The organism is Streptomyces sp. NPDC059816, from assembly GCF_042732055.1.
GTDB lineage: Bacteria > Actinomycetota > Actinomycetes > Streptomycetales > Streptomycetaceae > Streptomyces.
In genome coordinates, this window is the sequence record NZ_JBHWIQ010000040.1 from 28,635 (window position 1) to 50,657 (window position 22,023).

Here is a 22,023-nt window from a genome sequence, read left to right on the forward strand (position 1 = left end):
CCTCCCGCAAATCGGTGCAACGAAAATTCGGCACCACGGAAATCACCGGTACGCCCTCCGGCTGCGCCCCTCCAAGCGTCAGCAACCCGTGCTGAAGAATAGCTTCCCTTGTCCCAAGATCGACGCATTCGAATGCCTCGGACCGGGGGGTAGAAAGCGGAGGGATGCTACAAGAAGAGGTGAGGTGCGCGCGAAGATTCGCGCCTTGGAGTGTCGCGTGGATGGTGCCCATTTTATTGAATGGCGACGCCTCTGTGGATATCTTTCGAACTGTAAGGACTTGCGGGATATTAGAGAGGAATTCGCAGTGAAGACGGTACAGACGACCGGGCTCGGAGCGGATAGCTGGGCCATCACGCTCAAGTTTCTCGAAAACCCGGAAAGGTATGGGCTACAGCCAGACCTCTCGGACTTGGTACTCGTCCATGCGGTCACGGGCAACGAGTTTCCAGACACTCTGGGAACCGCAGAGAAGTACCTGATGCCGCGCCTTCGGGAAGCCAATGTGCGGATGATTCAGGTTAGTCGGATGAGTTCTTCCGACCGGGATGGGATTGCTATCCTCTCCGATACCCGGCAGCCGCGTAAGGTGTTCCAGCAGGGCCCGTGGCGTCTGTCGGACTGGCTCACTCGGGCCGGAACGGTTCCCCAGGTGGCCAACGGACGCCGGACCTGCTCGATACGTTCGAAGGGATGGGTACTGGATAACATCCTTGACCACGTCCTTGGCGGGGAGGAATGTCGCCGCGCGATCGGATACAACCACGACGAGATCCCCCGGATGCTCAAGGACACTCAGATTCAAAATCAGGTGAACGAGGCAGCTGGGCGAATAATCTGCACCCCGTACTATCCGCTCATTAATGATGAAATGGGGCGTGCAGGCGTGGAACGGTACGTGTACGAGAATGCGGGGGTTGCAGTCAAGAAGTCATATTGCTGGATGTGCCCATTCTCGGGCGTAGCGGCATCCAGAGAGCGTCATGAGGCGAGGTTGCGACAATACCCGGAATATGCCGCGTACGTCCTTAGGATGGAACAGGCCTCGCTCGCGCTCAACGAGAATTCCTCGCTGTACGCGACCGCCACACTCCTCAGCCGACTGCTGGAGGACCCCGCGAACGAAGCCATCATCGAGACCTACCGCCGATCCCTTGAGGCGGCGCCGCACGCCGTCTACGAGGTGCGCCGAATCTACGACGCCGCGCGCACGGATGACTGCCGCCAGCACCACGGGAAGAAGTGCGGCAGCCCCCGGTGGTGGTGCCACGAGCCCCGCACCGAAACCTGCCGACGGGACCACCCCCCTCTGGAACACGTCGTCGGACACGACGGCCAGGGCGTCCCGCACCTGCGGTTCGATCCGCCGTGGTGCGAGGGCCCCGAGCAGTGCCGGGGCCAGGCAAAGAAGGGGATCGCCTGGCGGTCGGTGCGGACCCTCTTCGAAGGCCCGCAGGGAGAAGCAGAAGCCCTGGTGCGGAAGTTCGCGGCTCGCCGCGGAGCCGAACTGGACCACGGAGCGACCTCTGGCATCGAGCGCGCCCACTACCTCCGCCGGGGCAGCAGCTACCCGTGTACCGAGGCGTACCTCGTGGCGGCCCCCGTGGGAGTCGCTGATAAGGAGCGCCCGGGGTTCCAGGAGAAGTGGCTGAAGGCGACCGGACGCCCGGGGCCCTGGTACCCGCCCCTGCGGGACTACGCCCCCACTGCGAGCGAGCGCCTCAACGGGCCCGTCCCGATCGTTCGGCTTGATCTGGCCGCTTAGCGAGCGGACAGGAGGTGGCAGGGGACTACGACCGGCCCCTGCCACCTCCGTGGAGGCGGGACACCCTCGTCAGGCCGGCGCGACCGCATCGCGCCGCCGGTCGGGCACAGGAGGCGGCACCGCAATGGCCGCTGGACCAGCGGTCGCGTGGACGCGAAGCCGATTGCGAGCGAGGACCAAGACCAGTGCGGCCGCGGCTGAGGCACCGAGCGCTACACCGTAGTGGTCGTCAGTCCAACCAGCTGCAGCTGACCTAGCTGCGATCCCCAAGTTGATCGCGGCTATCAGCCAACCGAACGCCTCCGTGGCCGTGCCGGTCGGCGCGACCGAGTTGACAACGAGACAAGCTACACACTCCAGGGTCGAGAAGCAGACCCCAGGAAGCACCACGAGAACCGCCGACGGTGCCGCCCCCAACCCCCACAGCATCGGCACCCATGCGACCACGTGGCAGACGGCCAGCAGCACGAGATGGGTCAACGGGCCGCCAGGCCAGCCCCGCGCACCGTAGGCGAGCCCCCCCGACCAGGCCCCCGAAGGACATGACGGCGGGCAGAGCGCCGGCGAACCACGCTACGCCCAAGGCCTCGCCCTGAGCGGCAGCACAGACCCGCACCGCGCCGACTGCACCGCCTGCGCACACGAGGGCGCCCAGGAGGATGAGCACATTCGGGCTGTTCAGTGGGCCGAGCCAGTGACGCGACGCCACGGTGAGAGGGCGAAGTTCTCGAGCAGGTCGAGACAGCCCAAGAGACAGGCCTCCGACCAGTCCGACGACCGCGGTCGCCGCCAGCGCGGCCCCAGGGGAGACGGCCTCAAGCAGCGCGGCCGCCAGGGGCCCGTCACGTAGACGGCCTCTTGGGAGCCGTTGTTCAGGGCATACGCGGCGCGAAGATATTCAGGGTGGGTGGGCAGAACTCTTGGCCATAGTGTGCGAAGGCTGGACTCCAGAGGCGGGTTCGAGAGGCCGGTCACGATGGCCAGCAGCACGCTGGAAGCCGGACTGCCGGTCCCGATGAAGGCCAGCGTCCCAAGGGCGCTGGATGCGGTAATGGTGCCGGCGACGATGGGGAGGGTCGGGCCCATCCGGTCCGCTATGCGTCCCAGGACCGGTTGCCCGACGGCGAACGCCACCAGATATACAGCGGAGAGCGTTCCACCGAAGGCGAGTGAGCCATGCTCGGCTCGGGCTGCGAGGAGCAGGCTTACCGGGGCCATTGCATTCGGCAGGCGACCCACCAGGGTGGAGAACAGCAGTCGTGCCGCGTAGGGCCCGCGAAGCAGACGCAGATAGCTGACGTCGGAGGGTTTTGCGGTACGACTCCGATGACGGTCATGGTGGTCCGGTCTGCTCACGTCAACTCCTTACCTCGGGCTGCAACGGGCTGGGCGTAGGCCGCCCTGGACCGGAGGTCGGAGAGCGCGGTAGTCGACGCTCCCCAAATGGCCTGGGGGCAACAAGGTCCCGCAGTCCGAAACTTGGGCAGCTCCTGTGAGGCGGGAAGGCTCATTCCACCGGTCCCGCCTGATGGGAAGGACCTCCAAGGCCGTGGTGGCCTGACGGAGGCCAGGCTTTCCGAGGTCAGGGACAACATTCATTGAATGTAAATAATGGTGAACATAGATTGACGCTAATAGGTCGCTGAGGCGGCCGTCCACCCACTACTCGCTGGAGCACCCGTGGCATCAGAGACGCTCTACAGCCCCACACTGGAACAGGGCAGAACCATCACCGAGGGCCCCGCCCCTGACCTGACCCAGTACGACGTAATCACGAACAACCTGAGTGGCGGCAAGGACAGCTGGCTCATGGCCTGCCTCGCGATGCAGGAAGCGCGCGAAGCAGACGTGGAAGAACGCGTGTACAGCTTCCACGCAACCCTGGGAGCTCTCGAATGGCCCTCCGTCCAAGTCGGCACCGAAATGTTCCCCAGCGTCAGCACCCTCGCAGCCCTCCAGAGCAGCGCATCTGGCCTACCGGCAGACCGCCACCTGGAGAGCACCAAGATGACCCAAGACGACACGCCTACGGTCTACGACCTGCTCACCTACGTTGCCGCCTACGGCCGCTTCCCCCGCCTCGGCACACGCTTCTGCACCAAGGCATACAAGGAGCAGCTTGAAGAGACCGCCATGACGCCGATCATCAACCAGCTGAAGGTGACCCTTGGCCTGGCCTCCACACCGACCGCCCGCAAAATCGACCGCCCGATTCGCCGCCTCAAGGTGCTCGGGCTGCGCAGCGACGAATCCCGCGACCGAGCGGAACGCCCCGCGTACCGCAACATCAGCAGCAACTCAATTCGGCACACCGACGAATGGTGCCCGGCCAAGGACTGGACAACCCAGGACGTCAAGGATTTCCATGCTGCCTCTGGATTCCAACACCACTGGACCTACGACTCGTACCCCGGCGCGGGGGACTGGGAAGGAACCAGCCGCTGCTCCTGCAGTTTCTGCGTCCTGAGCTCCAAGCGTGACCTGATCATCGCAGTTCGGCGCCGCCCCAGACTCGCCACCCTCATTGCCCTCGTCGAGGCGGTCCGCGGTGACACCTTCCAAGCCGGGCGGTCGATGCATGACCTCATCGAGCTATCACAGCAGAAGGGAGGGCCAGACCCAGGGGTCGTCCTCAATGACGAAACCCCCGAGTTCGAGGCGATGGAGAAGGCCGTGCGAGCAGCTCTCTCCCGCCCGCCCCGCAAAGAGATCGACCGAGCCACCCTGAACCGACCTCGCCTCCCCCTGCTGACCGAACCGAGCGCCCCCTGTGACGCCCGCTGCTAAGCGCAGCCAGCCAGGGCTCGCCCCCGCACCGACCGCGGGCGAGCCCTTTACACCACAGCGGGCGGCTGCCTGATCGGGCCAGATCGGAGAGAAGGCGCCGCAGGCTCTTGAATGCGCCCGACTGCCTCCCTACGTTCTCCTCGCCCCTCTTTCACCTGCACCTCTGTACACATGCCGCACTCGAACCTCACGCAAGGACTTGACCCATGGGAAATGAAACCCGCCGCGCATACCTGCACCTGGCGTCCTGCCCAGCCGGCCAGCAGCAGCCACTGCACACCCTGCTGACCAGCCGCGGATTCCGAGAGGCCCCGGCAACTTCGATGCCACCACAACTTCGCGACGACTCCCTGTACACCTGCGACTCCTTCCCCGTCGGGACCGACGAGCCTGCGGGGGAGGGGGAGTTCGCCCACACGAGCATGGTGGACAAGCTGATGACCTGCGCGCCGGGGGCGTCCTGGCGCTTCTGGAGCGGCATCGGCTCCGCCGATGGACATCATCTCATGGGCGAGCTCAACCTCTACCACCCGGACCTCGGGTCATTCCCAGAGCGTCACCGCACTCTGTCCTGTGACGAGGATGGGCACGTGTGGCTCTGCCCCACCACCGTCGAAGACCTGCTCCGACGGGCCGCTGCAGGCGAGGCCGTCAACCTGGCTTCCCTCACCGGCAACCAGTGGGAGACGCTCATCAGCCAAGAGGCACGGGCTCACCGCCTGGACACCTGACCAATCCCGCTCCGTGAGTGAAGCCCCGCCGCAAGCACACCGAACCAACTCACAGCCCGGGCGCGCAACCACGACGCCCGGGCCCGTCTAAAGGAACCACCAAATGGACCCCTCGACGCCACCACTCGACGCCACCGCCGACGCACTCGCGAAAGCCGAACTGCGAGACCTCGAAAGCCGAAGCGACACCGAACTTGCCACCATCAGGGCATACGTCACCCAGATACTTGCCTCACGCCGACAGGCGGCCGCCGCGAGGGCACTGCGCGATCTCCTCCAGCCACCCCACCCTCCCCAGGGCGGCCTGAGACGTGCACTGGTCCAGCCTGACCGGCCCCGACATGTAGTGCTCCACTACGACAGTGGAGCCACCCGCACCCTGACCCTGAATGCCGAGCAGACCCGCGCGTTCAATGCCACCCTCATCGGCCTGACCGAGGTCGGGGCGGAGATGATCGCCGGCCGCCTCCTCATCAGCATGTCGCCGCTGAACCCAGCAAACCTGGCCTGCGCAGTATGTGACGCATCATCCTGCGGCGCGCCCGACAACCTGCCCGACGGCAGGTGCGCTGGCTGCGAAGCCCACCTGCACCACGAGCACAGGCTCACTGGTGTGAACTGCTCGACGTTCATCCCATTCTGAGCACACCACCGAATAGGCAGAATCCCCGAATCGTCATCCGCTCCCGCAACCCGCCGACCGCGGCTTCAGCCGCTGGCTGTCGGCCCCCGCAAGTGAGCCGAGGCATACGAACGTGCAGCTGCGCGGCTCGCTCTGCCCCAGGTGACGCTCGAGCGGCCCATCCAGCCCCAGCAGCCCCCGCCTCCACACCCAGACCCCTCCGTGAGACCAGCCCCGTGAGTCTGTGAGCTGACAGATCCTGACCTCGAACCACCACCAGCACCAACCGACGCATCAGAGGAGCCCGCCATGCCGAACACCAACCTTGCACGACGCATCCACGCCCGCCTCCACGACGCCCTCGCTGAAACGGATGATCTTGCCCAGGCGACCGTCCGCGAGGCGCACTCTCTCGACGGCCAGGCCGACGACGGGCACACCATGGCGACCTCGCAGCATGCCAGCCAGGCGCTGAGCCTCGATCCGCTCGACGCGACCCAGCTCTTCTCGCCCGGCCTCACACGCGCTGCCACCCTCGAAGCCCTCAGCCAGTTGGCTAACGGAGCCGATGCCATCGACTGGGACGCCATCCTCGACCCCTATGGAATGGATGCCTCTTGCACTGCAGCGGCAAGTACCTGAGCTGCGCTCCGAAGCATCGGGCGACCAGAGTGAACGGCGTCTCGAATAGATTGACATGGACAGAGGCGGCGGACGCCCACCCGCCCCTGGATGAGTCAGGCCACGTCGACGAAGTGAACGCTCTCGGCGCGGCATCGTCTTTCGACCCAGGCATACCTGTCGACAGCCACCGGTTGGTCCGATTTCGAACCCGGAGGACGGCGCCGCCGAAGGCCGGCAGCCGCGAGTCCTTCATCGCCTGCTGACAAAGAGCGGCAAGAAGGGCGCGGTTGCCACTGCCCTGCTGCGCCTGCTCGACACCCGATGCCTCGGCCTCGGATGCACAGACGCGGCGGGCTCCCAAGAAGTCGAGGAAGCCGCAACAGAGTGCTCTTGAATGGAAGACGGTGCATCCATAGATTGCAGTTGTGAGCAGGGCTGCTCACCCATGCACCCACCCCAAGAGGAGATCTCTGTGGCCACCAAGGAAACCGCCCAGCCTACGTCAGCCGCCGCTACCTACTCGCTGGCCCTCGAAGCCGCTGGCCTTCTCGGCGATGCGATCAACCGGCGGTACGACCGATCCGCCTCCGGGTACGCCGCTGCCCTCACCAGCCTCTGCGCCCTGCACCAGGTCCAACTGGCCAAGGAGTGCGCCCACTGCGGGGGCAGCGGGACTTCTGACGGCAACTCCTGCCCCAACATCGTCGCGCACCCTGCTTCCTGACGAGCGCGGCCCACGGGCCCGCTGAGGATCCTCAGCGGGCCCGTGGGTCAGCCCGCAGGCCGATGCGCTTGCTTCTCAATCCGACGACCGCACATGAACAGGGCATCGATGACAACCGCCCAGATCCTTCTACTAACCGGCGCACTTCTCGGCCTGTCCCTCGTGACCTTCGCAGTGTGGGGCCCCAAGTCCGCCCGCCGCTGGCTCCTTGCCACCTCGGCTGCCTTCACCATCGCTGGCCTCGCCGGCTTGGCATTCCGGCGGAACTCCGCGTTGGAACTGATCGCCGCCTGTGTCTGGTTCGTGCTTGCAGTAGGTACCTGCGACCGTCCCCCGGCTGAGGCGGAGAGGCAGAACACGCGGTCGGCAAAGCAGCCGTAGCGGGACGAGGCCTTGCTGCCGCAGGGGCCTGCGCCGCCCTGCTCCGGGCCAGCACCTACCCGGACCTGTCCCTCGGAGGCACCGCCGAGGCGGCGACGGCTGGGGGCCGGATCTCCAACTGAAGTCGCTGACTCAGCCCATTGGTGCAGTCAGATGATGTACCGGCCGCCCTACGCGGGGCTGAGACCTACCCCTGAAAGGCCCAGAATGTCCATGCAGAAGTCCCTCCGCCCCGTCGACCCCGTCCTCCTCCAGACGGTGCTGATCGACCAGATCGGGCCGCACGCTACCGCAGAGGTCATGAGCGCCCTCGACGCCTCAGAGCAGGCGCAGAAGGACCGTCAGCGGGATGTCGGCGTGGACCACCCGGAGAACAGCGAAGAGCGGTGCCCTTCGTGTGGCTGCAGCGAGAACGAGTTCGCCCCCGACTGCAACTGCCCGAACCACCCCTCCTGCCCCGCTGCCTGCGGCCAGCCCTGACGCGCCCTCCGCTTCACGCAAAACATTGAATGAGTGGCGCGAACAGAATAATTTGCATCTAAGAAGCCTCCATCGATTGCAAGGCGCAATCGATAGCAGCTACCCGAAGGGACCTGGACGCATGCAACCGAACGCCGACCTCGCCCGGCAAGTCCGCGACCACATCTTGGACCACCCCATCAACTACGAAACCGGCGCCGCGATGAACGGCCCCCACGCCCAGCTCGCTCCGGGCGAGATGCCTGAGAGCGACCCGGCCGAAGGCATCACCCGGCTCGGCGTCGCAGGATGGGCCGCCTTCCTTGGCGGCCACACCCTCTTGAACAACCGGTGGGGCGGCTACGCCCGGATCAGTCAGGCCTCCGTGCTGGCCGAAAACGACGAGGGCGATATCACGGACGTCTACCTGGCCGCCGCCAGCGCGCTGGACCTGGACAATTTGCAGGCGAACGCTCTCTTCCGGCCCGACCTCGCCACCTACGTCGTACTCGACGCTCTCCACCAGCTCGCCCAAGGGGAGCCCCGCATCGACTGGAACGCGGTCCTGGACTGGGATGCGGAGCGTGACCCCATCCTTGCTCAACTCATCACGAGCAGCCCGTGGACCCATGACCAACTCATGCGCCCCGCACACTATGACGAGGAGCTCCTCGGACACCCTGCCAAGAGCACCCGCGACGAACTCGCGGCAGGCGCGCTCATCCGCGTGAACTTCACGGCCCGCGTCAAAAGCAACTACGGCGGCAGCATCACGCTCGACAACGGTACCCAACTGCCCGGGCACGAGGCCCTGAGCGACCTTACCGTGCTGGCTCCCGGCTGGAAGCCCGGCGATGTTGCGACCTACGAGGGCGGCACCCTCTTCCGTACGCGGACCCACGATGGGCACGACATCTGGCTGAACGGTCAGCAGGACCTCGTCTGGGATGACCGCGTGGACCCTGCCAAGGTCACGCTCACCCCCGTATCCACTGGGTGACTTCCTGACGCAACACCAGGCCGCGTCTGCTCTGAACGCGGCAATTCGCTCCTCGGTGCGGCCTACGGGCAGCACCGAGGAGCGGCCCACCGTCGCACACCCGTGCCGAGTGTCAGCACCCGCGCCGACGCGAGTGCCGGGCTCCGCCGCGCCAAGCTGTTCTGCCGCAGGAGCTGGCGGAACCCGACCCGTGACATGGACAAGTCCACCTGCCCCCTGTAGTCCGTCGGAGGGCACGAGGCGGCTGCACCTAGCCCTCAACTCCGCCCGCGCGAAGGCGCCCGAGGCACCTCTCTGGCCATGCCTTGGCGGCTGACCAGTACCTTTGGAGTACCCAATGGAAACGCAGTTCGACATGCGCCTTGTCTCCCCGGCACCCGCCCGCGTTAGGGCACGCCTGCGCTACTCGCCGGCTACCCCTCTCGTCGTCGAGATCATCTTCGACCTCGGAGAAGAATTTGCCCCCGTCACCTGGACCCTCGGACGGGATCTGCTGAGGGACGGACTCAGCGCGCCCGCGGGGATGGGCGATGCGCAGATAGGCCTCACCGCTCCGGAGTCCCGCACGCTCCTGCTTGGCCTCTACTCTCCCGGCGGGAGCGCTGAGTTCAGGCTCCCGCGGCAGGCTCTCGGCGACTTCCTCCGGAGCACCGCCAAGTTGGTCCCCTACGGACGCGAGGAAGAAGCACCGGGATTCCTCGCAAGCCTGGACCGAGCGCTGGCCAGCATGCTCGCCGAGACCCGTTGACCTCGGCCAGCCCACACGTCAGCAACGAGCACGACCACATCTCCCGCTCGACATAGGGGTGTACCTGCTGGGCGTCGGCTCTCGCGACGGCCTGGACATGATCGCTAAGCGTGTCCCGTGCCATCCACTACATCACCGGCCGTTGGACCCGCGGAGGCCCGGCCGAACAGGCGCTGTGTCGCACCCTCCCGCCACGTCCACTATTGAATGTGCCGATCTATGTAACTAGTTTGCGGGTAGCTGAAGTTCCACTTTCTCCCCATCGAAGGAAGGAGTCCCGCGTGCCCATCAAAGGCCAGGACGTCCAGACTCACCCTCAGTCCCACGATGCTGACGCTGACAGCATCGCCGTCGTACACACACCGAGCGGATTGCCCACAGACGCGGAGGCCATGCGCTACCTCAACGGAACCTTCTCCTGGGACGCCTTTCCTGGCCGCAACGCGATCGAAGGGGCTCTGACCTGCACGTTCGGCATCACGATCGAGGAGGCCGAAGCCCTCACGCGCTGGCTCATCGCCGCCGGCTACCTCTTGCGGATCGCCTACGACCCACACACCGGGCATGTCTCCCGCGTGCTGCGCGGCCGCACGCAGGTGTACACCCAGGCTGTCGACCGGGGCCGGTGGGTGACCGCGCAGGGCCGCATCCGGTGCGACCCACTCGAACTCGCCGACAGTGAAATGCCCAGGACAGGCATGTACCTGACGGCTGCTGCTGCCGAACGCCACTTCGCCTGACCAGACCTGTATACGAGGAGGGCGCCGCACCTCTCCTCTCCCACCACCTGCCGATGCAACTATCCGCCGGGGCGGCCCACGGGGCCGCCCCGGCCCGCGAGGAGCAACCCGTGTCACCCACCCACGACGCCCACCAGCCCGCTGACCGGATCCTTCCGGAGGGCTGGACGATCCACACCCGCACCGTCTTCGGCTTGACCGCCTTTGCCCGGCACGACGACAGCAGTGACTTCCTTCAGGCCCGATACCACGAGGAGCCGACCGCTGCGCACGTCTACGGCAGCCTTGGCGCTGTCCCCGCCCGGCAGCGCGCGGCCGCACAGGCGCTCGTGAATGACTACTTCGCAGGCCTGGCCGAGATCGGAGACCAAGCCGTCGCGCAGCGCGCGGCGATCGCGGACTTCGACACGCTCGCCGACAACCTGCACCACCAGATCCCCGGATGTCGCATCGATGCTCACCGAGACGAGGAAAGCGAACGCTTCGGCCTCACGCTCTCCGCGACCGGGCGCGCCGTCGGCCAACTCCTCGCCTTCGTCTCGACGTTCCTCCTCGACGCCTGCGGCCCCGCGGAGGAGCTGCCCACCGGCACCACAGTCGACCCCGATCTCACCGTCACCCTCCACGCACGCCACACCCCGGCTCTCCTCGACTGGCTCCGCAGCGAACCGGTTGCTGACGACGAAGACGGTGCCGAGTGTGGCCGCACCGTCGGAGAGAAGGAACAGGCCGAAGAGATGGCCCGGCAACTGCGCCGGATCGGCGTCGAAGCAGACACCGCGAACACCGGCTCCAACTGCTGGGTGGCCGTAGTGCATCTCTCCCCGCGGCTCCACCTCGAGGTGTTCCACCCCCAAGATGAGCCGTGGAGCTGGACCCTGCACTCTGACGGCGAACAGATCGACGTGGGTTACTGGCCCTCGACGAACACGACCGGCGCCGCGCGCCTGGTGAAGCACATGAAGGATTCGCGCGGCGTCATTGTCGCCTGAGCCGGCCCCCAGTCCGCAGCCCGCGCACTCCGCCGGAGCGCCACCGGTGCCACCGGTGCCACCGCACATCAACGGACGTTCCGAGAGGCTGAACACGCCTCGCCCCAGGTGCGGAACTCACCGGTCGGTCACCACTCGCCCTTAGCGGTGTCGCGGATTGCCGCCCCCAAGTATTGAATGAATCAACCTGGCTACATAGTTTGCATGCATTCAGGGCGGCAGTCGGTGACACGTCCCGACTGCCGCCCTGCGCAGCCCGCGCATTTTTCCACTCCACGGAGGAACCCCCCTTGCCGAACGCAGCCCTCGCCCGCCGCACCCGCGATCAGATCATCAACCAACCCTCCACCCACGACCAGAAGTACTGGATGACCGGCCCTGACTTCCGGCTTGCCCCCGACAGCGAACCCGACTCCGACACCACTCTGTGCACTGCCGGATGGGCCGCTCACTTCAGCGGGCACACCCTGGTGAACGATGCCGAGTCCGGCTTCACCGCCCGCAAGGACGGACAGATCCGCGACGTCGCCGACGCCGCACGCGAAGCCCTCGGAATCTCCGAGCAAGACGCCGCCGGACTGTTCGACGAGGGCATCCTGCCTGAGCAGATCGTCGCCGCGCTGGATCAGCTTGCCGACGGTGCGCCCAGCATCGAATGGGAGGTGGCGTACGCGGCTGCATACAGCCTCGCAGACGGCGACTTTTCCGGGGCCGGAGCTTGGGAGGCCCGCCGAGCATGGGGCATCACCCACGATCTCCTCGTGAACGGCTCCCGACGCAGCGGCACATACGGGATTAGCGCCACGGCGATGCGGTTCATCGTGGCCGGCTGGCATGACGCCCGCGAACCCGCCGAGCCGAGCACCTTCTGGCGCGACGACCGCGGTGTGTGGACCACCGCCGCAGGGCACCGCTACGTGCCTCGCCTCGCCGAGGCCGCCGTCGTCTACCCCGGCAACATGCGCGCCAGCGACGACATCCGGCGCATCGTAGGCACCCTCAACCTCACCCCTGTCGCTCCGTACGGCGACCGACGTTTGCACCACGTCATCGTCCCAGCCATACGCCTTCCCGAGTTGGCAGCCTCCCCCCATGTCGGTACGACCGGGACCCCCGCCGTCGAGACGGTCTACACCTACCTCGGCGTCTACTGGCCGCCGCTGACAGGCGACGCGTGCCAGCGCTGCTGGAGCACCGACTTCCTCGCACGCGCCACCCAGTGGACTGGCAGTCCCGCGTTCTGCATCGCCTGCCACGAGACGCTCCGCACACAGGAGGCCCAGGCCGGGCACCAGTGCGCTGACGGATGCTCCCAGCCCGTTGACCACACCGGGCTTTGCCTCCCCTGATCACAATTCCGGGCGCCGCCCTCAGTGGCGCCCGGAATTGCGCGAGCACCCGACCCGCCGCCACACGGCGGCCCCTCCACCCACGAAAGGCATCACCTCATGTCCCCGTACACGAACGGCGCAGCAGCCAACACGCGCATATACGCCAAGAAGGCCCACGCCGCATTCGAGGCAGCACGCGAGCGGCTGGCCGACCTCGCTGCCAACCGGCCCCTCGACCTCGACATCCAGCACCACGACAACTTCATCGCCACCCGCGCTCTCTACGCCATCTACCACGCCGCCCTGCTCCTCGACGGGAACGGCAACTGCGACTACACCGACGCCCAGGTCACCGAGCGCATCGTGGCAACCCGAGTCAGCAAGGACCGCTGGCTCAAGCAGGCGAAGACTCTCCAGGCCGGTCTGAATCAAGTGGAGGCCCACCACGGACAGGAGGCCGCCCGTCGATTTCTCAGCGACACAGCATTCCTTGCCGAAGACTGACCATCACACTGCGTGCGCGGGCGACGAGCCTCAGGTTCGCCGCCCGCGCACGAATCTGGCAGCGCTCCAGCCCGCTCGCGCCTTCCGCGCTCCTGGCCGCAACTCGCCTCTACGCGATCTGTACGCCCCGTCTCATCGAGGCCCTGTCTCCGCCAGGGAGCGGCCAGACCTTCTCCCTCAGTCCGTCGGCTGGCTGGCTCGACGGGAGGGATGTTGAACGTACCCATGATGTGCTGTCGGTGCAGCCCTGATGGCTCCCGCTTGCGTCCGTGTCCTCACGACGCGACAGCCTGCTTCTGCCCGCGCGAGGTCCTTCTCTGAAGGCGCGCACACTGTCACCCCTGGCCCCGCCGCAGAGACGCGCCGGCCGCCCCGCGTCGGGCTGCCGGCAAGGAACCGTCGCGCTGGTCGGCGATCGCCAGAGTCGCCTAGGTCAAGCACACCGGACCTTTCGCTGCACCAGAGCATTGAATCTGTAGTAGTGAAAAAGTAGTTTGCAGGTAATTGCACGGCATTGAGGAAAGGAATCCCATGGCTAAGGTCTTGACGGCTGATCTCGCGCAGGCTGCGGTCGAGTTGATCATCTCTCGACTTGATGATGAGTACGAGCTGGTCTACGTCGATCACGGCGACCGCCTGACCGATGAGCAGGTTCAGAAACTGATCGCCGGTGACGAAGAAGTCCTGGACGAGGACTGGGTGAGCGAGAATAGGTGGCACGGTGTGAATGCCGTCCTGGACGCTTTGCTGAATCAGGATGACCGCGATTTCCTTGACGAGTACGCGGCTTTGGACCAGTTGCGTGAGGCGATCGAGGAGCGCGACGCGTCGCAGCCGATCCGCGATCTCATGCGCGGCACCGGCTCGAAGCTGTTCCGATACCGCCTCGAGGGGCAGGCCGAGCCGGGCGCCTGGAAGTTCTCAGACGCTGAGCTGACCAGCGTTGCCCGCGGTCTGGCGGCTGCGGCCAGCCTCGACTTCTGGGAGAACTGTGCGGCGCTGCGGGAGCTGGTGGCGAACGCCAGCTACGGCGGTGACCTGCACGTCCTGTGGCGCGGCGACATCAAGCCCATTTACGACGCCGTGGAGAGGGTGCGGGGGAGTGATTCCGCGCCGGTGATCACCGTTCAGTGGACCGACCCGGAACTACTCGTGCTTGACCGGTGTAATGGGTCCGGGCACACGGTGCGGGTGCGTGGCACCGTGAATCTGCCCTTCGACCCGGACCGGCTTTGCATCGACGCCGCCCGCGGGCCGGGCGGCTACTCCTGGACAGATGTCGTCGGGGGTGGATACCAACCGGAAGGTGATGAGCCCGAGTTCACTTACCCGACGACCTGAGCGTCGGCTCGATTCCCGCGTGCCACCCTTGCCCGCCGTCTAGCCGATTCCTGCTGGACGGCGGGCGCACACATCGCAGGGGAGAGCACCGCACGCGCTGACCCCAGCACACGTCGGGCCCAGAGCGGCCCGCAATGCCGCTCCGGGCGCTACCCGGGGCGCACCGATCCGTCGGCGGACCCGCCGACCCCTATTTCTGGAGTTGTGATGGATGGCTTTCGCCTTGACGACGAGACCTTGTCTGAGCGGGCCGCATGCGAGCTGATGGTTGCCGAACTGGACGCTGTTGGCGTCCAGGCCGACACCCGACCCACGGGCGGCGACTGCTGGGCTGTCTACGTTCCGTTGGATGGCGCCCGCGGACTGCACCTTTACCCGTGGCCGGCGTGGACCTGTGCGACGGAGAACCTGGACGGGGATCGACTTGCCTCGATCGACCTGTGCGGAGCGACCTACAAGGATGCATCTCGCCAAGTCGCAGCGATTGCATCCATCGCAAAGCCTGAGTCGATGCCCGGGAAGGATTCGGCCCAACTCCGCGCCAGCCTCGTCCAGGTCGGAGGCTCGCAGATGCAGGTACGCGAGCTGCTGAGCACGCTCCTCGAATAGCCGCCTGGGGACTTCGCATCAGGTGGTAACCGGGAACTCCCGGCCATCACGCGGCGGGCGGCCCTGGGGCGTTGCCTGTCGGTCAGTCCTCCCCACCCCTTCTGCCCTTCTGCCTGCCGGTGGTCGGTGTTCGAGAGGACACGACGCACCAGGACGGGGGCGGGTAGGGGCGGGCGCCGCCCTTCTTTGCTTGTTCGTCTGTGGTTCTGGTCTGCGCTGGATGTCACTCTCGCCCGTCCGTGTGTCGCCGCCGGTGTGGCTGGAGGGTCTGTTGCGCGGTTGTGGATCGTCCATCCCGGAATGCCTCTATTGAATGAGAGCGTATAGAAGCATAGTTTGCAGGTGTGCGGAGGGGGTGCCGAGAGGTCCCCGCAGTGAAGTCCGCCGCTTCATGTCGAGGCACCTATCGGAGGCTGTCATGCCCGTTTCGCTCCTGAACCGCAAGACCACCGTCGAGCCCGGGGACACCGTCCTGATGCGCATCGGCCACTCGGAGGTCGCCAGGCATATGCGGGCGGCGGGGAAGCTGATGCCGGTGCGAATCACCACCGGTGGCCCGTCCCCGATGGCGCAGATTCTGGGCGACTACGCCCACCCCTTTGGCGGTGCGATCACCCTCGGCGAGGCCGGTCTCTATACCGGCAGCGACGGCGTGATTTACAGCGACGCCATCGTCGCCACTCACGTGGCGTGGGCACCAACCGCCGCGCCGGGCAGGTTCTACATCTTCGCCGGCGAGGGCCGCGTCCCGAACTCGTTCCGTCTCTTCGAGGAGGCCCGGGACGCCGCCCGCAGCATTGGCGGTGAGGTCCAGCACGCCGACAACCGCTACATGCCGCCCTTCTGGACCCGCTTCGCTCCGGTGTCCCTGGATGCAAGGGTCACCCACCGCTACGAGGTACAGGGCCGCAACGGTGAGAGCCGCGCCACGCTGACCTCGGAGAAGTACACCGACTTCACCACCGACGAGCAGGCCGTCGAAGCGGCCAAGGAGCTTGCCGCCGGATGGGGGTATGCCCAGGCCGCACGGGACGCGCACGTCCTGGACGACACCGGCATCGAGTCCTACCTGTTCGGCGGCCGGAAGATTCTCTGGAAGGGATGATCGCTCCCGGCGGGGGGCGGGACCAACACGACCCGCCCCCGCCACCGGGCCGCGCGCCCACCGCGCCACCCCTCGGCCCCGGGCCGCCGCGCCCGGCTTCCGACTTCAACTCCGCCGCGCCCCGCCCATCTCCGCCTCCATGAAAGGCCCCGTCATGACCCCGACTACGGCCGCGACCAGGCCGATTGCCGTCACTCCACAGCTTGGCCCCGGAGCCCCCGAAGCCCGGGACGGCGCCAGTGCCCGGCCCGCCGGGGCGAGTTGCGAAGGGAACAGGCGGTCCTGGAAGGGACGCCTTCCGCAGTGGGCCGGGGATGTGAGCTGGTGTGAGGACGTACGTCCCCGTGTGCTGCCCTTCTACGGACACCGGAAACAGTCCGACGGCACTCCGGGACCCGGATGTCTGAGCCAGTGGTGGCCAGCGCCGTTCACCCATGAAGGCGTGTACTACGCCAGCGCCGAGCACTGGATGATGGTGGCCAAAGCCAGGCTGTTCGGAGACGCGGACGCTGAGCGCACGGTGCTCGCCGACGACTCCCCCGTGACGGCCAAACAGGCCGGGCGAGCGGTGCGGGGCTTCAACGAGCAGGTCTGGAGCCGTGAACGGTACGGCATCGTCCTGACAGGCACGCGCCTGAAGTTCACTCAGCACCCCGACCTGCGGGAGATCCTGCTCGGCACCGGCGACGCCCTACTCGTGGAGGCCAGCCCCTACGACCGTATCTGGGGGATCGGACGGGCGGCGCAGGACCCGTGCTGCGCGGATCCGGCGCGCTGGCGGGGCCTGAACTTGCTGGGCTTCGCCCTGACGCAGACCCGGGAACTGCTGCGGGCCGATCCGCCCAACGCAGCCTGAAGTGCCCCTGCTACCCCCGCCCGGCACGCTTCGCTCCGGGCTGCTGCACGAATCGCGGTCCGACCCGGCGTGCACCGTCGGTCCGGGGCACGGTCCGCCATGACTTTGCGAAAGGACCCCACGTGCCCGAGCAGACGTTCCTGACCGCGCCGGCCGCCACCGATGCCCCGGTCATTGCGCGGTGGCACAACGACTCCGAGAACGAAGAGGTCTTCGAACTCCGTCTAGAGGGCGAGTACATCGGCCATGCCACTGTCGCCGACTGTGGCGACGTGTACTGGATATACGAGATCCGCGTTGGCCGCGAACACCAGGGCAACGGTTACGGAGGTCAACTCCTCACGGCTGTACTCGACGCCTACAGCGGTGACTTCGCCCTGAGCTGCGAACAGTTCGACGCCGGCCTTAGTAGCGCCGTGCTCGCCGCCTGGTACGCACGCCACGGCTTCCGCGAGGACCAGCACCCCGACTTCGAGCACCGCATGATGCGCCCAGCAGCAGCCGCCGCTAGCTGACCTCCACCACCTTGGGGCTTCAGCAGGACGGCCACACCTGAATCAATTGAATGGCTTTCCCGGACGAAATAGTTTGCAGTTAAAGCGGGTGTGGCACCCCGGCCACGCCCCTCCACCGGAAGGACTTCCCTCATGCCCCACATCCAGCCAGACCCGAAGCGCGATGCCCCGGCCGCCAACCCCGCCGAGCCGTCGGCCGAGAGCGAGGCCCCCGCCCGCAACATTGCCGAGCAGGCCTCAGTTGCCCCGGCGGAGGACACCGTGGCCGCCGACCTGGTGGCCCCCCGCCGCCGCGCCCATCAGGTCGCCGAGGACCGCCGCAAGGAGCTGGTGACCGAGGTCGCCGCGCGCATCTTCGTCCAGGGCTCCCACATCACCGCCCACGCGTTCCAGCCGGTCGATCTGCCGGACGGCGAGCGCATCGCCTGGACGTTCCGCGCCGACCACGGCGCCCGCGCCCGCTACCGCTGGGTATCCGTCCGCAACGTCATCGGCCGGGGCGACGGCTACGAGTACCGGTGGCAGGCCGACCAGGCCGCCCGCCTCGCCCGTCGCACCGGCCTGGACGAAGCCGCAATGGCCAAGCACATCGCCCTGGTGACCGCCGAGCCCACCGAGACCCTCGAGCGCATGGCCGCAGCCCTGGACCCGGCCACCGTGCGCCTGGAACCGGACGGCGCCGGCCGCTGGGCCGTCGTGCGCGGCGGCACCTTCCTGGGCACCGTCCACGACGAGGGCGCCCGCATGCGCCGCGGCCGTTACGCCGCCTGGTCCCCCTACGGGGGGCACCGAGGCGGAAAGGCCGGGTTCCACCACGACCTGGACGCCGCCAAGGACGCGGTGGCCCAGGCGTGGCCTGTGGAGGTCGCGCAGATCGCCGGGGAGCTAGGCATACCGGTCACCCAGGTGCTGGAGACCGCCGAGCGGGTCGATGAGGACTGGAAGGCCGAGGGCCGCCGTGGAGTTGTGCGCGCTGAGGCGTACACGGGCGCGGACAGCCGGGTGACCCAGGCCGCCGCCACCGAGGTGCGCCGACGCCTGGAGATGCCCTTCCACGGCCCGGCCGGATACGACGGCCCGAGCGGCCTGTGCGGCTACGACAGCCACACCGCGTCCCTGCTGCCCTCCGGCAAGCTCGCCCGGCACGACCGCCAGCAGGGCGTCATGTGCGTGTGCTCGGGGAGCTGTCACCCCGCTCGCGGCAGCCGCGAGGAGCTGACCATGCGCGACACCACGGCCGTCTTCTCCAACCCGCTGCGTCCCCAGGGCCTGGCCTGCCACGCCAAGACTGGCGACCTGGTGGTGGTCGACGGCCAGCCGATGGAGGTCAAAGGCCTCCAGGTGGACAAGACCACCAATGCCCACGTGTGGCTGGTCCTGGACGGGGTGAGCGCTGGACCGCTGCGCTTCACCCTGGAGGACAGATTGGAGTACCGCCGACGCGTGCGCCGCGTGGACGTGCCGTGCCGTTGGTGCAGTGTGTATGTGGTCATGGAGGTGGACGAGGCGGTGGACGGCGTGCCCAACACCCGCACCTGCGGCCTGTGCGACCGTCCCCGGCCGGGGGAGATGAGCGAGGACCAGGCCCGGACCCGCGTGGCCGTTACCTACCCGCACGCCGAGGCGTTTCAGGCCGAGCGAACCGAACACGGCCGACTGATCGGCTACACGTTCCGGGCAGGCCGCCTGCACGCCGCTCGGTTCGGCTGGATCACTTCGGCCGGAACGTATGCCCAGGCTCTGGAGGCCTACCGGTCGCAGGCCGCCGCCATGCTGCCCATGGCCATACGTGACGAGCAGGCCGTCCGCAGCCGGCCGAGCCGCCGCCCTAGGTAACGAAGCCCTCTCCGCCGCGTGCCGCGTCTGGTGCCCCGCCGAGCCGCTGCGCCAGGCGAGAGGAGCCAGACGCGGCCGGTGCGCCCCGGCCCCGCCCCGCCTGTGTACGTCCCGCCGCAGTGCTTCGGACCCCGGTGCGGGAGGGACGCTTCCGGCGCGTGACTCGGCATCGACCGGGGGCACGCCGGCCGTCTCGGAACGCGTCAGCGGGAAGGAAGGGAGGGGAGCGGTCGGCGGGGCTGCTGCTGGCCTGCTCTCTGCGCGTGAGCTGCGGCCGAGGGCACTGCACCGGCGGAGGCAAGGGCGAACAGCGGCAAGTATTGAATAGCAACTGTTCAGAGAATAGTTTATCTGTAACGGGCGAGGTGGCGATCCCCCGGCCCCGGCTGGCACCCGGTGGTACCCACGGCCTGATGAAGGCAGCCGCTGAAGTCAGTTATGAGAGAGGAAAGTTATGGACAGCAACGTCGAGGCGTACCTGACTGCGATTCGTCAGGCGCCCTTCCGGCTCATCGAGCGATACCTGACGCCTGTCTGCACGGAGTGCGACGAGCACGTCGTTCCCTCCGATGCGGGCGATCACGTGATGGTCGGCTCCAGCGTAGCGGTCGGTTGCCTGGGTTACTACCTGGTCGACCCCAACGTGCTTGGCATCAAGATGCCGACGTGGTCCGACTGGACGACCGCCGACAGGGCGGAGTCCCATCCCACGACGCTGTATTCGAGGGGTGCCGCTCTGGTGCAGTTCGCCGAGAGCCTGGGGCTGATGCGAGAGCCGCGCTGCATGTCCAGCCTGGGCCCGTTCTACGACGAACAGCTCATCGGTCATGCCATCGCCGCCATGTCGGCGTGGCTGGAGGCGGAGCGTGGACCAGTGACGGTCCGGGCGGCCCTGAAGGAGTCGATGTACTACACCGACGACGAGTCGCAGATAGGCGCCGTCCCGAGGTTCACGTACGGCGGCAACACCCTGTCCGTGGGAGACACGGTGGACGTGCAGAAGATCGGTCCGATGGGCGAGAACGCAGATACCTTTCGCGCCGTCATCAAGGAGATTAGTCCGACGTACTGGGGGTCCGAACTGTGCCCGACGGGCGTCGTGCTGGACGGTCCGGACGTCCCGGTGGGCGAGTCCTGGGACTGGCACAGCATGACCAAGGTCGACAAGCCGTAACACGCAATGCCGAAACGCCGGGAGGCGTCGTCACGGGGTGGTGCCCATGGCCTGATGAAGGCAGCCGCTCGATGCAGGTCTGAGAGCGCCTCGCTCTCGGCGCTTTCTTCGAGGGGGAGTTCATCCTCCCCGGCCCCGCCACGCCATGATCCCGACCCGCGATTCCCGACCGGAGACAACCATGACCACCCCCGGCAACGCGCCCGACGCCACCGCTTCCTTCCCGCTGCTCATCGGCGCCCAGGTCGAGGCGTACGCCCTCGCGGTCGACCGGCAGACCTGCGACCGTCTCGCCGCGATGCTCCGCGCCGACGGCCAGACCCTGGCCGCCGATCTCGTGGAGGAAGACCGCGACGTCACCGAGCTGTCCCGCTCCCTGGCCGCCGTCCCCTCCACGCCGCGCAAGGAACACGGCGCCTACTGCCGCCCCTTCGACTGCCGGTGCGGCTGCGACCGTACCCAGACCTGCGCCGACTGCCACCGGTGCGTGTGCTGGCGCGCGCAGTGCTGCGCCCAGGTCGCCGCCGACCACGCCCGCAGGCAGGCCCGCAAGACCGCGCTGCGCGGTCTCCTAGACGCCATGGGCCCGGCGATGCTGACCGAACTGCGGGAGACCGCCGCCGACGCCGAGGAGGCCGCGCTGCGCGACGTGATCGCCCGCCAGGTCCGGCTCCTCACGCCGGCCGCCCCTCGATGGACCTGCGCGGTCTTCGACGCCCGCGACTCCAAGCTCGGCATGGGGCACGCCGACTACAGCGTCCACGACGTGACGCTGCACGACGAGAATGGCGACACCTCCACGACCGCCGATCTGGACGACGACGTACTGTCGGCCGCCCTCGGTACACTCGCCGAACTCCTGCGGCCCGAGGAAGGCGCAGAACTGACCGTCGACCTGGCCGTCGAGGACGCCGCAGAGGAGACGACCGCGGCGGAGGAGGACGGGCGATGACGGACACAAAACCCCTGCTACTGGTGGACGTCGACTTTACCGACCGCCCGTAGTCCTGCCCGTGATGTCCGTCTGGGACTGTGACCAGTACGTCCTGGGCTTGTTTACCGACCGTGTCCGGGACGTCTGTCATGTTCTGGAACGCGGACACCGAGGACGCCGCCCGCGGGAACTGCGCCAGCCCCTTGTTCATGTTCGCTCAGCAGGTGGCGCGCGGTGAGTTGTTC

General features: G+C 67.3%; 21 protein-coding genes and 1 other RNA gene. 21 read left to right on the plus strand and 1 reads right to left on the minus strand.

What is annotated here, in order from left to right:
• Positions 1-307: 307 nt before the first annotated feature.
• Entirely contained in the window at positions 308-1,765 is a 1,458-nt protein-coding gene (locus ACFV88_RS33485; protein ID WP_385495907.1) for a hypothetical protein, read from the plus strand.
• 678 nt (positions 1,766-2,443) lie between these two features.
• On the opposite strand, the gene ACFV88_RS33490 is transcribed toward ACFV88_RS33485, so the two are convergent.
• Positions 2,444-3,121, minus strand: a complete 678-nt coding sequence (locus ACFV88_RS33490; protein ID WP_385495908.1) for an MFS transporter — start codon at positions 3,119-3,121, stop codon at positions 2,444-2,446.
• A gap of 324 nt (positions 3,122-3,445) precedes the next feature.
• Here ACFV88_RS33490 and ACFV88_RS33495 point away from each other — a divergent pair, with 324 nt between their 5' ends.
• The 20 genes from ACFV88_RS33495 to ACFV88_RS33590 all read left to right on the plus strand — a co-directional run bounded on the left by ACFV88_RS33495 (position 3,446) and on the right by ACFV88_RS33590 (position 21,796).
• Positions 3,446-4,552: a phosphoadenosine phosphosulfate reductase gene (locus ACFV88_RS33495; protein ID WP_385495909.1), complete on the plus strand. Its 1,107-nt coding sequence runs from the start codon at positions 3,446-3,448 to the stop codon at positions 4,550-4,552.
• 206 nt (positions 4,553-4,758) lie between these two features.
• Positions 4,759-5,283, plus strand: coding sequence for a hypothetical protein (locus ACFV88_RS33500; RefSeq protein ID WP_385495910.1), 525 nt, complete (start codon positions 4,759-4,761; stop codon positions 5,281-5,283).
• Between the two features lie 103 nt (positions 5,284-5,386).
• Positions 5,387-5,926 (plus strand): hypothetical protein, encoded by a 540-nt coding sequence (locus tag ACFV88_RS33505; RefSeq protein ID WP_385495911.1) that lies wholly within the window; start codon positions 5,387-5,389, stop codon positions 5,924-5,926.
• A gap of 288 nt (positions 5,927-6,214) precedes the next feature.
• Positions 6,215-6,547, plus strand: coding sequence for a hypothetical protein (locus tag ACFV88_RS33510; protein ID WP_385495912.1), 333 nt, complete (start codon positions 6,215-6,217; stop codon positions 6,545-6,547).
• Between the two features lie 454 nt (positions 6,548-7,001).
• Positions 7,002-7,253 (plus strand): hypothetical protein, encoded by a 252-nt coding sequence (locus ACFV88_RS33515; RefSeq protein WP_385495913.1) that lies wholly within the window; start codon positions 7,002-7,004, stop codon positions 7,251-7,253.
• 594 nt (positions 7,254-7,847) lie between these two features.
• Positions 7,848-8,114 carry a hypothetical protein gene (locus ACFV88_RS33520; RefSeq protein WP_385495914.1) on the plus strand — a complete coding sequence of 89 codons (267 nt, stop codon included), beginning with the start codon at positions 7,848-7,850 and terminating at the stop codon, positions 8,112-8,114.
• A gap of 121 nt (positions 8,115-8,235) precedes the next feature.
• Positions 8,236-9,093, plus strand: a complete 858-nt coding sequence (locus tag ACFV88_RS33525) for a hypothetical protein (protein ID WP_385495915.1) — start codon at positions 8,236-8,238, stop codon at positions 9,091-9,093.
• A 337-nt stretch (positions 9,094-9,430) separates the two neighbouring features.
• The gene (locus ACFV88_RS33530) at positions 9,431-9,841 is read left to right on the plus strand and encodes an SsgA family sporulation/cell division regulator (RefSeq protein WP_385495916.1); all 411 of its coding nucleotides are present in this window, start codon (positions 9,431-9,433) and stop codon (positions 9,839-9,841) included.
• Between the two features lie 281 nt (positions 9,842-10,122).
• Entirely contained in the window at positions 10,123-10,581 is a 459-nt protein-coding gene (locus tag ACFV88_RS33535; RefSeq protein ID WP_385495917.1) for a hypothetical protein, read from the plus strand.
• Between the two features lie 110 nt (positions 10,582-10,691).
• A complete protein-coding gene (locus ACFV88_RS33540; protein ID WP_385495918.1) occupies positions 10,692-11,573 on the plus strand; it encodes a hypothetical protein in 882 nt (293 codons plus the stop codon).
• A gap of 290 nt (positions 11,574-11,863) precedes the next feature.
• Entirely contained in the window at positions 11,864-12,922 is a 1,059-nt protein-coding gene (locus ACFV88_RS33545) for a hypothetical protein (RefSeq protein ID WP_385495919.1), read from the plus strand.
• 99 nt (positions 12,923-13,021) lie between these two features.
• Positions 13,022-13,408, plus strand: a complete 387-nt coding sequence (locus ACFV88_RS33550) for a hypothetical protein (protein ID WP_385495920.1) — start codon at positions 13,022-13,024, stop codon at positions 13,406-13,408.
• Between the two features lie 531 nt (positions 13,409-13,939).
• Positions 13,940-14,749, plus strand: coding sequence for a hypothetical protein (locus ACFV88_RS33555; protein WP_385495921.1), 810 nt, complete (start codon positions 13,940-13,942; stop codon positions 14,747-14,749).
• Between the two features lie 1,027 nt (positions 14,750-15,776).
• Positions 15,777-16,463: a hypothetical protein gene (locus ACFV88_RS33560; protein WP_385495922.1), complete on the plus strand. Its 687-nt coding sequence runs from the start codon at positions 15,777-15,779 to the stop codon at positions 16,461-16,463.
• 154 nt (positions 16,464-16,617) lie between these two features.
• A complete protein-coding gene (locus ACFV88_RS33565) occupies positions 16,618-17,319 on the plus strand; it encodes an NADAR family protein (RefSeq protein ID WP_385495923.1) in 702 nt (233 codons plus the stop codon).
• A 122-nt stretch (positions 17,320-17,441) separates the two neighbouring features.
• On the plus strand, positions 17,442-17,834 hold the full coding sequence (locus ACFV88_RS33570) for a GNAT family N-acetyltransferase (protein WP_365697160.1): 393 nt from the start codon (positions 17,442-17,444) through the stop codon (positions 17,832-17,834).
• Between the two features lie 132 nt (positions 17,835-17,966).
• Complete coding sequence (locus tag ACFV88_RS33575; RefSeq protein WP_385495924.1) at positions 17,967-19,670, plus strand: hypothetical protein; 1,704 nt, start codon at positions 17,967-17,969, stop codon at positions 19,668-19,670.
• A 454-nt stretch (positions 19,671-20,124) separates the two neighbouring features.
• Positions 20,125-20,844 carry a hypothetical protein gene (locus ACFV88_RS33580; protein WP_385495925.1) on the plus strand — a complete coding sequence of 240 codons (720 nt, stop codon included), beginning with the start codon at positions 20,125-20,127 and terminating at the stop codon, positions 20,842-20,844.
• 7 nt (positions 20,845-20,851) lie between these two features.
• An RNA gene (locus ACFV88_RS33585) (hammerhead ribozyme type II) lies at positions 20,852-20,914 on the plus strand.
• A 111-nt stretch (positions 20,915-21,025) separates the two neighbouring features.
• A complete protein-coding gene (locus ACFV88_RS33590; RefSeq protein ID WP_385495926.1) occupies positions 21,026-21,796 on the plus strand; it encodes a hypothetical protein in 771 nt (256 codons plus the stop codon).
• Positions 21,797-22,023: the final 227 nt, after the last annotated feature.

What these genes read in the sequence shown, in the direction of transcription:
- ACFV88_RS33505 (WP_385495911.1), top strand. Translation starts at nt 5,387, where the DNA reads ATGGACCCCTCGACGCCACCACTCGACGCCACCGCCGACGCACTCGCG.
- ACFV88_RS33580 (WP_385495925.1), top strand. Translation starts at nt 20,125, where the DNA reads ATGGACAGCAACGTCGAGGCGTACCTGACTGCGATTCGTCAGGCGCCC.
- ACFV88_RS33590 (WP_385495926.1), top strand. Translation starts at nt 21,026, where the DNA reads ATGACCACCCCCGGCAACGCGCCCGACGCCACCGCTTCCTTCCCGCTG.
- ACFV88_RS33565 (WP_385495923.1), top strand. Translation starts at nt 16,618, where the DNA reads ATGACCCCGACTACGGCCGCGACCAGGCCGATTGCCGTCACTCCACAG.
- ACFV88_RS33530 (WP_385495916.1), top strand. Translation starts at nt 9,431, where the DNA reads ATGGAAACGCAGTTCGACATGCGCCTTGTCTCCCCGGCACCCGCCCGC.
- ACFV88_RS33510 (WP_385495912.1), top strand. Translation starts at nt 6,215, where the DNA reads ATGCCGAACACCAACCTTGCACGACGCATCCACGCCCGCCTCCACGAC.
- ACFV88_RS33550 (WP_385495920.1), top strand. Translation starts at nt 13,022, where the DNA reads ATGTCCCCGTACACGAACGGCGCAGCAGCCAACACGCGCATATACGCC.
- ACFV88_RS33500 (WP_385495910.1), top strand. Translation starts at nt 4,759, where the DNA reads ATGGGAAATGAAACCCGCCGCGCATACCTGCACCTGGCGTCCTGCCCA.
- ACFV88_RS33560 (WP_385495922.1), top strand. Translation starts at nt 15,777, where the DNA reads ATGCCCGTTTCGCTCCTGAACCGCAAGACCACCGTCGAGCCCGGGGAC.
- ACFV88_RS33520 (WP_385495914.1), top strand. Translation starts at nt 7,848, where the DNA reads ATGCAGAAGTCCCTCCGCCCCGTCGACCCCGTCCTCCTCCAGACGGTG.
- ACFV88_RS33555 (WP_385495921.1), top strand. Translation starts at nt 13,940, where the DNA reads ATGGCTAAGGTCTTGACGGCTGATCTCGCGCAGGCTGCGGTCGAGTTG.
- ACFV88_RS33575 (WP_385495924.1), top strand. Translation starts at nt 17,967, where the DNA reads ATGCCCCACATCCAGCCAGACCCGAAGCGCGATGCCCCGGCCGCCAAC.
- ACFV88_RS33525 (WP_385495915.1), top strand. Translation starts at nt 8,236, where the DNA reads ATGCAACCGAACGCCGACCTCGCCCGGCAAGTCCGCGACCACATCTTG.